The organism is Clostridium sp. AF29-8BH, from assembly GCF_003478145.1.
Taxonomy (GTDB): domain Bacteria; phylum Bacillota; class Clostridia; order Lachnospirales; family Lachnospiraceae; genus Otoolea; species Otoolea fessa.
On the sequence record NZ_QUEL01000005.1, the window covers coordinates 120,347 to 133,336 of the forward strand.

The window sequence follows — 12,990 nt, forward strand, 5'->3', positions numbered from 1 at the left end:
AATCTACAGCGAATACTTCTCATCGCAGTACTGGCAGCGGTATACCTCTTTTTCCTCATCCGCGAGATAGAAGATATGCGGAAGCTCCTGCTCGATCGAGGTAATGCAGCGCGGGTTCTTGCAGTGGATGACATTTGTGATTTTTTTCGGCATCTTGACATCTTTTTTCTCTACGATTTTTCCATCCTTAATGATGTTGATCGTGATACGGTGATCGATGTAGCCGAGCACATCAACATTTACCAGATCAAGGCTGCCGTCGATCTTGATGATGTCCTTGCGTCCCATCTTGCTGCTGCGCGCATTTTTGATGATAGCCACCTGGCAGTCCAGCTTGTCCAGCCCCAGTTTAAAGTAAATATCCATACTGCGTCCTGCCTGGATGTGGTCCAGAACAAAACCTTCTTTTAATCCGCTGATATTTAACATGGTTTTTCCACCTCCAGTAAAGTCATGATCAGAGCCATACGGACGTATACGCCGTACTGAACCTGTTTGAAGTAAGCGGCACGCGGGTCGTTGTCCACCTCAACGGAAATCTCATTGACACGCGGAAGCGGATGGAGCACAAACATATCATCACGGGCAAGCTCCATCTTCTTTTTGTCGAGAATGTAGCAGTCCTTCATACGGATGTAATCTTCCTCGTTGAAGAAACGCTCTCTCTGGACACGTGTCATGTAGAGAATATCAAGCTCCGGCATCGCCTCATCCAGGTTTTCAACCTCTTTGTACTCGATTCCCTTTGCATTCAGTGTATCCTCAATGATATAATCCGGGACGCGCAGTTCCGGCGGGGAAATGAGGACGAAACGGATGCCTGTGTAACGGGACAGAGCATTGATTAAGGAGTGAACCGTGCGTCCGAATTTCAAATCGCCGCACAGACCGACTGTTAAATTGTTCAGGCGTCCTTTTAAAGAACGGATCGTCATCAGATCGGTCAAGGTCTGCGTCGGATGCTGGTGACCGCCGTCGCCGGCATTGATAACCGGGATGGAAGAGTGCAGGGAAGCAACCATCGGCGCACCTTCCTTCGGGTGGCGCATCGCGCAGATATCTGCGAAGCAGGAGATAACGCGGATGGTATCTGCCACACTCTCGCCCTTGGAAGCAGAGCTTGAATCGGCAGAAGCAAAGCCAAGAACCCGTCCACCTAAGTTCAGCATAGCAGCCTCAAAACTTAAGCGTGTACGGGTGCTTGGCTCATAAACAGAGTCGCGATTTTCTTTCCGTCGCAGACGTGTGCATATTTGGCTGGATTGGCTTCGATATCGGAAGCGAGATCCAGAAGCTGGTCGATCTCCTCAACGGAAAAATCCAGTGGATTCAGCAAATGTCTCATTTGATTCTCCTTCTCTATTCGTATTGGCATATTTTTCCCAACTATTATAAAACATTTCCAGATGGATTGCTATAGCTTTTAATGATCTGTGATATAAAAAATATGAATAGGGGGGATAGAAAATATGGACAATGTGATGACGGCTGGAAGATTACCTGAGATGAAATAGGAAATAAAAATGACTTTCCGGGGCAAAATGGATTAGCGTAAGGAACGGTCAGACAGGGAGAAAAAGCTGGTAAGAAGTAACTGTTCACAGGTAGGAATTTTCTGAACTGAAAATTCCGTACGATACAGTTCTGGCAGCAGATTTTGCCGATTTGGAATGCGCAGCATCGGCAAAATCCCGTTGCTGGGCACACGTATGTGAACAGTAACGGTAAGAAAAGCGTAAGGAACATTAAGAAAAATAAGGTGGGAGAATTGAAACAAATCCGGTATAATGTAGAAAGAAGAACTGGAATTGCAATGGTTGAAACTTGTATAAATCCAGGCTGTCAGGAATGAATTTCGATGGAATATTCAGGAGCATGAAATAAGTTAGAAAATGGAGAAGGCTGATGGAAGAGCGGAAAGTGCCGGGGAAGAATGAACTCCGGAAACGGGAACCTGTCATACAGGTAAAAAATCTATATAAAGTCTACCGCGTCGGCGAGACGAAGGTATACGCGCTGAACGGCGTTGATTTTACGATGTACCGTGGCGAATTCTGTGCAATTGTAGGTACCTCCGGTTCGGGTAAATCTACCTTATTGAATATGCTGGCGGGGCTGGAGAAGCCGACGAAAGGCGAGATTGTCATAGCCGGACAGCACATAGAAAAATTAAACGAGAACCAGCTGGTGGCATTCCGCCGGGAGCGGGTCGGATTTATTTTCCAGTCGTATAACCTGCTCGGCACGATGAATGCGGTCGAAAATGTGGCGCTTCCGCTATCCTTCCGCGGTGTGCCGCGCAGCAGGCGCCGGGAGATGGCGGAAAAATATCTGAAAATGGTCGGACTGGAAAAAGTCGGCGATCATATGCCGAACCAGATGTCCGGCGGACAGCAGCAGCGTGTCGGCATTGCACGGGCGCTGGTGGTACATCCAGAGATCATTTTTGCAGACGAGCCGACTGGAAACCTGGATTCGCACACGACGATGGATGTGCTGAAACTGATGCAGCGGATCGTCCGGGAACAGAACCAGACGCTGGTTATGGTCACGCATGATAACCATCTGGCGGCGTATGCAGACCGAATTTTCCATATTATCGATGGGAAGATTGTGAAGATAGAGGAGAATCGGCAAATGGGCAAGGAAGATGGGAGAATAGAGGAAATTTAAGAGAGCGAAAGACGGAGCAGATATGAAATAGACAGATAAAAATAGAGTGTTGGCTGTGTCTGGAATTTAGAAGGCTAAAACACAGGAATGCTGACGATAGAATGAGAAATTGATAAAAGCAGCATTTAATGTGAGCGGATATGGAGGTATGAAAAATGAGAGGTATGAGAAAGTGGAAGAGATGGGCGGTGTTTTTGCTGCTTTTTGTGGTGCTGGCGGTGGGAGGAAGCCGGACAGCGCAGGCGGAAATGCTGAACATGACGGATTTTCAGGACAATAATGGAACGATCACGGTCACGAAAGTTCCGCGCGGCAAGGCGGGCAATAAGATTTCGATCAAAATGACGATTCATAATACAGCAGAAAAAGGCGACAACAGCTTCAAGACAATCCGTCTTGCGAATGCGTATGAATATGAGCGATTCATGACAGATTCCTTTGGTGAATCAGATGACGAAGGTGACAGCGGAGATCTGTACTGGTATGACAAATCCTTTCCGTTTGAGGCGGATTCCAACACGTTTAAAAATAAGGCGATCGACATTAAGCCGGGTTCCTCCAAGAGTGTGACTCTGACGTATAAACTGCGCCGGGATCTGTCAGCTGGATATTATCAGGCTTTTTTCTTTATTGATGATAGTTTAAAAGTCGGCGTCAATCTGTGGGTATCCGCTTACGACGGTTCCTCCACCGAGGAAGACGACAACACGAAGCTGGATTACGATTTTTCCATCGGCGATAACCAGCAGACGCCGTATGCGGGGTACAATCAGGTCATGGATTTTGGCGTGAACCTGACCAATACGGGACTTAAAAAGGTTTACGATGTTCGCGTGGATATGCAGCTTGACGCAGATATTACGAAATTCCCGTTTGATATCAATGAGGGCAACTATAACCGTAAAATGGGGGATATGGAATCAGGGCAGATGGTGACGGTTCCGTACAGCATGATGGTGCGTGAGGACGTAAAATCGGGCTTTTTCCCGATTCACTATCTGGTTACATACCGCGAAGAAGAGGGCGGCGAGTTTTCGGAGCCGGTGGACAAGGTGTTTTACGTGCGCGTCAAGGGAAAAGATGACGATGAGCTGTCGGCGGATGCGGGCGAGCAGGATCGAACCAAGGCGCGTATCATCGTGGACAGCTTCGAGACGATCCCGGCAGAGATCTATGCCGGACAGCCGTTTGAACTGCGTGTGCGGATGAAGAATGCGTCTTCGGATGTGGCAGCTTCCAATATTATGTTTACATTTGCTTCGGAAGAAGTTGAAAATACGCCGATCTTTACATCCGAGAGCGGTTCCACCTCCGTAGTTGTCAATAACATGGCGCCGGGGGCGACGGCGGATCTCTCGATGGTGTTCAAGGCGGCGCCGACGGCGGAGCAGAAATCATACCGCATGACGATTCAGGAGCAGTACGACAGCCCGGAATTTAAAAATGCCAAGGAAGAAGTCAAAATTGCCCTCCCGGTCAAACAGGAGCCGCGGCTGAACACCAGCACGATCGATGTGATGCCGGATGCGATCGAGGTTGGTTCTGAGACGAATGTCATGTTTGGCATCAACAACACCGGAAAAGTAATTCTTTACAATGTTATGGCGCGTTTTGAGGCAGATTCTATCCAATCAGCTGACGCTTACGTGGGAAATATCAAGCCGGGCGAAACCGGCAATGTCGATACGATGCTGACCGCGATTGCGCCGACAACCGATGATGGAAAAGTGAAGATTATCATTTCCTATGAGGATGAAAATGGAGTCGTTTCAGAGACTGAAAAAGAAATGCTTCTGAACGTGAGTGAGGCGTTTTCCGATGACGGGATGGACGGCATGGATGGAATGGACAACGGCATGGATGCAGATACCGATGCGGCGCAAGCGGGCGGCGCTGGGCGGATCGCTCCGATGCTTGTGATCGCTGCGCTGGTGGGCGCAGGTGTCGGTGTAGTTGTCTGGAAGAGGAAAAAGAAGAAAATAGGAGAAGAAAAGGCGCTTGAAGACGAATTAGAAGAGGAACTGGACAATGAGCTGGGCGAGCCGGAAATGACGACAGCAGATGTATCGGAAGACGAAACAAAGGACGTTGAAAAAGAACAAAACGATCATCCGAAAAGAAAGAAAAAATAGAAAGGACCGGTGAAAATGAGATTCAGTGATCTGCTGACGATGAGCGTCAACAACCTGTTTCGCAGAAAGCTCCGTACCTTTCTGACGGTTCTGGGAGTCGTGATTGGTACGGCATCGATCGTTGTCATGGTTTCTATCGGAATAGGACTGAAAGAATTTACCATCAAACAGTATTCTTCCTATGGAAGCCTGACCGCGATTCAGGTGTATAATTATGATAATGGAAATTCCAGCGATAAGAAAAATCCAGAGGACAGCTTCATGACGGATGAGACGATGAAGACATTTGAGAAGATTCCGCATGTGACAAGTGCTTATCCGGATCTGAACCTGAATGTGATTATGCGTCAGGGTGTCTACGAGGGAAATGTGCAGCTGCATGGGATCCCCTTGGGAGCAATGAAGAATATCAAACTGGGAGAAGGAAGCCTGCCGACTGTCGAAACGAAGGATATGGAGATGGTGGTCGGAAACATGGTCGCGCAGAATTTCAGCAATGCTAAGACGGGAAAAGGCTATTGGGACACCGGAGAGATGCCGGATATCGATTTTATCAATAAGCCGATGTTCACGATCTTTGACACGGATGCCTACTATCAGTCTAAGGGCAATTCCGGCGGTGATGACGGCAGCCAGAAGGTGGCGGCTCCGAAGAAATATATGCTGAAAACCGCCGGTCTGGTCGCAGGCGGACCGGATGAGTGGAGTGATTACAGCTACGGCGTCTACGTTGATCTGGATAAGCTCAAGACACAGCTAAAACAGGTGTTCAAGAAAAGACCGATTCCGGGTCAGCCGACCAATAAAAAAGGAAAACCGTACAATTATTTTGTATATGGGGAAGCGACGGTCAATGTGGACGATATGGATCATGTAATAGAGGTACAGAAAGCCATCAGCAACATGGGCTATGAGGCAAACAGCCAGATGGAATGGCTGGAACAGTCCAAACAGCAGTCCAACATGATCCAGGCAGCCCTCGGCGGCATCGGCGCCGTTTCCCTGCTGGTAGCTGCGATCGGCATTGCCAACACGATGATGATGTCCATCTATGAGCGGACAAAGGAGATTGGCGTGCTGAAAGTGTTAGGATGTTCCCTTGCAACTATCCGAAATATGTTTCTGATTGAGGCGGGTTTTATCGGTTTCATGGGAGGACTCATCGGACTGACGCTGAGTTTTATGGTTTCCGTGCTGATTAACCAGTTTCTGGCAGCGACTTTTTTATATGGAATGGATGGAAAGCTGTCCGTGATCCCGATCTGGCTGGCAGTTCCGTCGGTAGGATTTGCCATCATCATCGGCATGGCAGCCGGATTCTTCCCGGCGATGCGCGCAATGAAGCTGAGTCCGCTGGCGGCGATACGGAATGAGTGATACGTTTGCTTATGCGATAAAATAGGCAGATGCCAGTTTTCCTCCTTGCAAATCCCCCCAACTTGTTATATACTTAAATATACTATGTTATTATAGTAATGAAAGAACGAAAAAAGGAAGGAATTACCGATGACACTGTTAGAAAATTGGCGCAATCTGGCATATGGTGACGGGCTGGATGATAAAAAGAAAGAGGAACTCTGGTCTGGATATTTTACGATTGAGAAAGGTATTTACGAGCAGATTCTTGCAAACCCGACTGAGGTTGTAGAAGGTACCGTTAAGGAACTGGCTGAGAAGTATGATACCGAAGTTATGATCATGACCGGTTTCCTGGATGGAATCAATGAGAGCTTAAAGGGCTATGAGAACCCGATCGAGACCATGGATGAGGATACCAAGGTTAAGATTGAGATCGACCCGGAGAAGTTATATTACAACATGGTAGAGGCAAAGGCTACCTGGCTGTATGAGCTTCCGCAGTGGGATGCAATCCTGACTGAGGAGAGAAGAACAGAGCTGTACCGCGAGCAGAAGGCATCTGGCACAGTACGCAATACACATAAGATTTACCCGAACGATCCGTGTCCATGCGGAAGCGGTAAGAAATATAAGAAGTGCTGCGGAAAGAATAAATAATAGATTTATGAATCAGAGAAGCACATCCGGAACACAGAGTGAACCGGATGTGCTTTTTTCTATGGAAATATAGGACGTGCTCTTGTATAATAGATATAGAGAAAAGACAGCAGACGAATGATGGCAGGAGGCATGATAAAAGAATGGCAGGTACAAAGCAGTGGAGGGCGGCAGATGGGAGACTGCAGCCGGGATTTCAGACAGCAGGTTTTACATTGAAACAGGTGGGAAAACTGCAGGCGCTGGGAGCGCAGACACTGTATTTTGAACATGAGAAAAGCGGGGTGTCCCTGTTTTATATCAGAAATAAAGATACAAACCGGGGATTCTCGATTTCCTATCGGACACCGCATCTGGATGAGACGGACACGAATCATGTGTTTGAGCATTCGGTACTTGCTTCCTCTGATAAATATCCGAGTAAGGATATTTTTTTTGATCTTTGCAGCAAGACATACCACACATTTGTAAATGCATTTACCTATATACCATTTACGGCATATCCGGTGTGCAGCCAGAGCGAGGAACAGCTGCTTAAGATGGCAGATGTGTATTTAAGCTGCATGAAAGCGCCGGGAATCCGGCGGGAACGCCGTTTTTTTGACCGTGAAGCGGTCCGCTATGAGCTGCGCGACCGCAAAAGCCCGATTACGCTGGCAGGAACGGTGTACAGCGAGGATTTCGGCATGCTGAATGATACAGATAATGAGGCACTGCGGAATGTTTTGCGGGCGCTGTATCCGGGGGAGACGGCGGCAAATGCGAATGGACAGGCGCACCGTTTTTATAAGGATCTGACGTATGAACATACGATGGAGATGTATGATCGATTTTATCGGTTCGATAATGCTCTGATTTTGTTGTATGGGGATCTGGACTGGAAACGGTTTCTGGCATTCCTGGATAAAGAGTATCTGTGTGATGCAAAGAAAAGCTATGGAAAAGAAGACGGATGGAGTTTCCAGTCAGGCAGCGGGCGACAGGAAAAACAGGAAATGCAGAATATAGGGATGAGTGCGTGTTACAGCCCCGAGCCAGATGGTTTGGAAAATGGGGGAGAATCATTCTTCCGTCAGGCAACCGTTCCCAGTCCTGCTTACCGGGGAGACGCATCGGAGAATGCGGCGGTGGTATCGTATGCGATGGATCTGAGCGGCATTTCATGGGAAAAGCTGATCCAGTACAGCATCATTGCGGGAATGATGAATGTGGATGGATCGGTTTTCAGGGAAAAGCTGCGGACGGCGGGCATCCATTGTGATGCGAGCGCATCGGTGATGATGGAGCAGAAAAGCCATTTTTTGTTTTCGAAATGACAGACAGCAGTCCGAAGGATGCAGAACGGTTCCGGCAGGTGTCGGATGAGACATTGTGCGAGATGCAGGAGCGCGGGATCGACCCGTCAGTGGTGGAGACGGCGCTCAAGGCGCGGGCGATACATGATTATACGGCAGGCGAAGATACGGATGTATTTGCGGATTCGATCGTGCCGGAAGTCAGCCTGAAATGGGCACTGACGGGCGATGCGGATGTGTATGCGGATGAGGCGGCAGCCTATGATTCTCTGGATGCAGGGACGGCACAGGCGGAGATTCGTCGGTTTGCGGCAGAGCTTGGCGCGGCGAAGCGGCGGGTTCTTGTCACGACGGTTCCGACGCCGGGGATGGCAGAGGCGATGGAGCAGGAGCGCGACGCGTATCTGGCGCAGATGAAGGCGGAGATGAGCGAGGCAGAGCTGGATGCGCTGATTGCGAAGACCCTGGATTTTGATGCGTGGAATGCGTCGGAGTGTTCGAATGCGGATTTTATGATCCGGGTCGATGAGCTTCCGCCGCCGGAAGAGACGCCGGAATATCAGATATATGAGATAAATGGGATTTCGATCTATGAATCGCCGTCGGATCTGGAGGCGATCAGCTATAACCGCTTATACCTGGATTTGAGCGGCGTGCCGGAAGAGGACCGCTTTTATATTCCTTTATATACAATGTTTGTTTCAGAGCTTGAAAATGCCCGGTATGGCAGAATGGAAAAGGAAAATCAGATTGAGCGCTATCTGCATGATTTTTCCATGAATGAGGGACATCCGGAGGTTCGGGCGGGACGAAACAGCCATCCGACGCTGGCGGTCAGCTGGTACGGGATGGCGGAAGATTATGAAGAGAGCCTGTATGTCCTGTTGGAACTCTTATCACATCCACTCTGGAGAGATAAGAATGCGGTTCTCCAGGCACTGGATGAGACGATTCCGTCCTGTGATGAGTCGCGCAGTGATGCGTATTCGCTGGCGGTGCGTCTGGCGGCATCTGGCTATAGCATCAATACGCGGTATCAGGAATATGTCGGCGGACAGGCGTTTTATGAGTTTTTGAAAAAACTGCGCGGGCGACTGGAACAGGAGGATGCAGCGATCTTCCAGCTGGCAGAGAAGATGGAGGAGGTGCGCGACCGCATCCTGCATGGAACAGCGGTGACGATCCTTCATGTTGCACCGAGGGAAAATCTGGAATGGATGCGGAATTGTGCGGGGCGGATTCTGGGAAATCTGCGGGGAGAACAGATGCCAGACCATGAGAATAAAACGGAAAACAGAGGGGAAAATGCTGGGTATACTTTCCCGGTTCCGGCGCGCAGGGAGGCGGTAATTGTGGAGAGCTCCAGCCAGTATACCGTCTTTTCGGCAGAGCTGAGCGCTGTAGATGGATTTTCCGGGCGGATTCTTCCGTATGTAAATGCGCTGGATGACCGGTATTTTGTGCCGCAGCTCCGTTTTCAAGGCGGCGCCTACAGCGCGTCGTTTGCATTTACGCCGACGATGGACCGGATCGTGGCGAGTACATACCGGGATCCGAAGGTCAGTGAGACGATCGAGGCGATCCGGGCGGCAGCGGGTGTATTGGAAAAACTGCAGCTTTCGGAGGAAGATCGGAATGGCTATATTTTAAGCAGTTACGGCAATGCGACGGCGCCGTGCGGATGCCTGGGACGGCGGATGGCAACGATGCAGTATGCGTACAATGGCCTGGACATTGTACAGATCCGTCGTTGGACAGAGGAGATCCGTGAGACGACCGCAGAGGATCAGAAAGAGGCGGCGCGGATCATCCGGAGGCTTTTGGAAGAAGCGTGGATTGTGACGACTGGAAATCAGACGGCGATCGAGATGGATCGGGACTGCTTTGACCGGATCCGGGATTTCCGCAGCAAAATGGCTGAATAACCAGATCCATATTTATACAGGGAGGTAGAGAGAATGCGTACAAAGCGATTGGGAGACATGCTTTTGGAGCTGGGACTGATCACAGAAGGGCAGCTTAAAGAGGCGCTTGACTATCAGGCGAAGGAGAAAGAACGTCTGGGAACAACGCTGGTCAAGCATCATTATATCACGGAAGGTCAGCTGATCGATGCGCTTCGCATGCAGCTGGGTATTGACTATATTGATTTGACGCGGGTCGATATCAGCCCGGAAATGTCGCGTTTTGTGCCGAAAAACCTGGCAAAGAAGATGACGATCGTACCGGTGCGTATTTCCAAAGACCAGCTCTATCTGGCAATGGCGGATCCGCTGAACTTCATGGCGATTGAGGAAGCACAGCATACTTCCAAAAAGAAAATTGTGCCGATGATCGCCTCTGAACCGGCGGTGAAGCGTGCGATCAATATTTTGTATGGCAACGAGGGCGCGGCAGAAGCGATGGCGCAGATGCAGGCAGAGACGGCAGCGGCACAAGAGGCGCGTCAGGGGCAGACGGCGGCAAGAGAAGGACAGGAAAATGTGACGCCGATGATCCGCCTGGTCAATTCGATTATTGAGCGCGCCATTTCGGAAAATGCTTCGGATATCCATTTTGAGCCGACGGAGGAGGAGATGGTCGTCAGGATGCGTATCGACGGGCAGCTTCATCGGATCATGACGATCCCGTCGGAACTCAAGGATTCGGTCATTTCGAGGCTTAAAATCATGTCCCAGCTCGATATCGTCGAAAAAAGAATTCCGCAGGATGGTCGTGCGGTGATGCATTTAAGAGGAAAAGATATTGATATGCGTATATCCACCCTTCCGACCCTGTATGGAGAAAAAGTGGTTATCCGTATTCTGAAACGAAATGAGGAGACGCTGAACCGCCGCGGTATCGGTATTCCGGCAGTGGAGGATGCAAAGATTGATACACTTTTAGGGCTTACTTCCGGAGTTATCATGATTGTAGGACCGACTGGTTCAGGTAAATCTTCGACGATGTATACGCTGATCCGCGAACTTCTTTCGGATCGGACCAACCTGATTACACTGGAGGATCCGGTGGAATACCATATCAAAGGCGCGACACAGGTGCAGATCAATGAAAAAGTGGGGCTGACCTTTGCATCGGGTCTGCGCTCAGTTCTGCGTCAGGATCCGGATATCATCTGCGTCGGCGAGATCCGTGACGGTGAGACGGCAGAGATCGCGATGCGTGCGGCAATGACGGGACATCTCGTTATCACCACGATTCATACGGAAGATGCGATCTCGGCGATTGACCGTCTGCGAGATATGGGCGTGGCGTCATACCTGATTGCGGCGGGACTGCGAGGCGTTATTTCCCAGCGGCTGCTGAGGAAAATCTGTTTGAACTGCAAAACCCAGATTCAGCCGCCGAAAAAAGCGCTTGAGATGGCAGGAATCCCGGAGAACCCTGGAAAATTATACTGGCAGGGAGCCGGATGCGATCAGTGCTTCAATTCGGGATACCGGGGCAGAATCGGTGTGTTTGAGGTAATGCTGATTCAGGAGGAGCTGCGCCGGTGCATTCTGGAAGGAGCTGACCGGACACGTTTCTTAGATGCAGCCAGAAGAGCGAGCCAGTATGTTCCGATGCTGGACACGCGCAGAAGCTGGTAGAAGAGGGTGTTTCGACGGTGGACGAGGTGATCCGGACGCTGCTGGCACTGTAAATGGTGCAGAAAGAGAAGAGGAGACAGATGATATGTATGGAATCGAGGAATTAATCGCGCTGGCAGCTGAAAAAAGGGCATCGGATGTGCATCTGATTGCAGGGCTGCCGCCAAAATGCAGAATTGATGGCAGAATCGAGACGCTGACGGATGGCGGGCTGACGCGTGAGGATTGTGAGGAATATGGACGCCAGCTGGCAGGCAATGCGGCCGATCAGATCGAGGCGATCGGACAGCTGGATTTTAGTGCTTCGTTTGCGGGACGGCGTCTCCGTGTGAATCTGTTCCGGCAGCAGGCCGCGCTCTCTGCGGCGATCCGTCTTCTGAGCAGTACGATTCCGAACCTGTCGGAGCTGGGGCTTCCGGAAGCAGTGAATCAGTTTTCAAGCTGGAATAAAGGCATTATTCTGGTAACCGGCGAGACGGGAAGCGGCAAGTCAACGACGCTGGCGGCAATTTTAAATGAGATCAACCAGAATCGTCCGCTCCATATGATTACGCTGGAAGACCCGATCGAGTATGTCTATGAACCGGCGCAGGCGATCATCAACCAGCGCGAGGTGGGCGTGGACGTAGAGAGCTATGATAAGGGGCTTTATGCGGCGCTCCGTGAGGACCCGGATGTCATTCTGATTGGAGAAATGCGTGATCCGGCGACGATCGAGACGGCGCTGATGGCGGCGGAGACGGGACATCTTGTTTTTTCCACCATTCATACCAATTCGGCAATCGACAGCATTGACCGGATTGTGGGTGTTTTTCCAGAGGATAAACAGCCGCAGATCCGGACGCAGCTCTCGATGACGCTGCGGGCGGTGCTGTCACAGCAGCTGGTTCCGAGGGCGGGCGGTCAGGGCAGGGCGGCAGCTTGTGAGCTTATGATGCTCACGCCGGCGATCCGGAATCTGATCCGTGATGGAAAAACACCGCAGATGCAGAGCTATCTGCTTTCTAGTGCAAAAGAGGGCTCTATTACGATGGATAATTTTCTGATCCGTATGGCGAAAGAGGGCGTGATCACACCGCAGACGGCAGTCGATGCATCCCAGGATCCGCAGGAACTGAGAGAGAAACTGGCGGCGGTGCAGTATTAATAATATGGTAAAAACGGGTAAATGAAGCCTGCGAGGAATGCAGATTACTAGAAAACATAAAAATGTATGTTTGTGTAAATACTGAGATTGTAGCGAAAGTTTGAACAGTATATTTTTGACAATGTTTTTATGTTTCA

Annotated in this window: 9 protein-coding genes and 1 pseudogene; 8 read left to right on the top strand and 2 right to left on the bottom strand. The window is 50.0% G+C overall.

Going from position 1 to position 12,990, the window contains the following annotated elements:
* Positions 1-3: 3 nt before the first annotated feature.
* Both DWZ16_RS05475 and pyrB read right to left on the bottom strand, forming a co-directional pair.
* Positions 4-429, bottom strand: coding sequence for an aspartate carbamoyltransferase regulatory subunit (locus tag DWZ16_RS05475; RefSeq protein ID WP_022359701.1), 426 nt, complete (start codon positions 427-429; stop codon positions 4-6).
* Positions 423-1,345: pseudogene (gene pyrB, locus DWZ16_RS05480) on the bottom strand (aspartate carbamoyltransferase). Before pyrB ends, DWZ16_RS05475 begins: the two are co-directional and overlap by 7 nt.
* A 560-nt stretch (positions 1,346-1,905) precedes the next feature.
* Here pyrB and DWZ16_RS05485 point away from each other — a divergent pair.
* The 8 genes from DWZ16_RS05485 to DWZ16_RS05520 all read left to right on the top strand — a co-directional run bounded on the left by DWZ16_RS05485 (position 1,906) and on the right by DWZ16_RS05520 (position 12,853).
* The gene (locus DWZ16_RS05485) at positions 1,906-2,673 is read left to right on the top strand and encodes an ABC transporter ATP-binding protein (protein ID WP_118522425.1); all 768 of its coding nucleotides are present in this window, start codon (positions 1,906-1,908) and stop codon (positions 2,671-2,673) included.
* A gap of 155 nt (positions 2,674-2,828) precedes the next feature.
* Positions 2,829-4,805 carry a COG1361 S-layer family protein gene (locus tag DWZ16_RS05490; protein ID WP_243021935.1) on the top strand — a complete coding sequence of 659 codons (1,977 nt, stop codon included), beginning with the start codon at positions 2,829-2,831 and terminating at the stop codon, positions 4,803-4,805.
* 15 nt (positions 4,806-4,820) lie between these two features.
* On the top strand, positions 4,821-6,182 hold the full coding sequence (locus tag DWZ16_RS05495) for an ABC transporter permease (RefSeq protein ID WP_118522426.1): 1,362 nt from the start codon (positions 4,821-4,823) through the stop codon (positions 6,180-6,182).
* Positions 6,183-6,311: 129 nt separating this feature from the next.
* Positions 6,312-6,821 (top strand): SEC-C metal-binding domain-containing protein, encoded by a 510-nt coding sequence (locus tag DWZ16_RS05500; RefSeq protein ID WP_022359524.1) that lies wholly within the window; start codon positions 6,312-6,314, stop codon positions 6,819-6,821.
* Between the two features lie 143 nt (positions 6,822-6,964).
* Entirely contained in the window at positions 6,965-8,137 is a 1,173-nt protein-coding gene (locus tag DWZ16_RS05505) for a hypothetical protein (protein ID WP_118522427.1), read from the top strand.
* A complete protein-coding gene (locus DWZ16_RS05510) occupies positions 8,134-10,041 on the top strand; it encodes a hypothetical protein (RefSeq protein WP_118522428.1) in 1,908 nt (635 codons plus the stop codon). Before DWZ16_RS05505 ends, DWZ16_RS05510 begins: the two co-directional genes overlap by 4 nt.
* Positions 10,042-10,074: 33 nt before the next feature.
* Positions 10,075-11,706: a GspE/PulE family protein gene (locus DWZ16_RS05515; RefSeq protein WP_207663867.1), complete on the top strand. Its 1,632-nt coding sequence runs from the start codon at positions 10,075-10,077 to the stop codon at positions 11,704-11,706.
* Between the two features lie 85 nt (positions 11,707-11,791).
* Positions 11,792-12,853 carry a type IV pilus twitching motility protein PilT gene (locus DWZ16_RS05520; RefSeq protein WP_118522429.1) on the top strand — a complete coding sequence of 354 codons (1,062 nt, stop codon included), beginning with the start codon at positions 11,792-11,794 and terminating at the stop codon, positions 12,851-12,853.
* Positions 12,854-12,990: the final 137 nt, after the last annotated feature.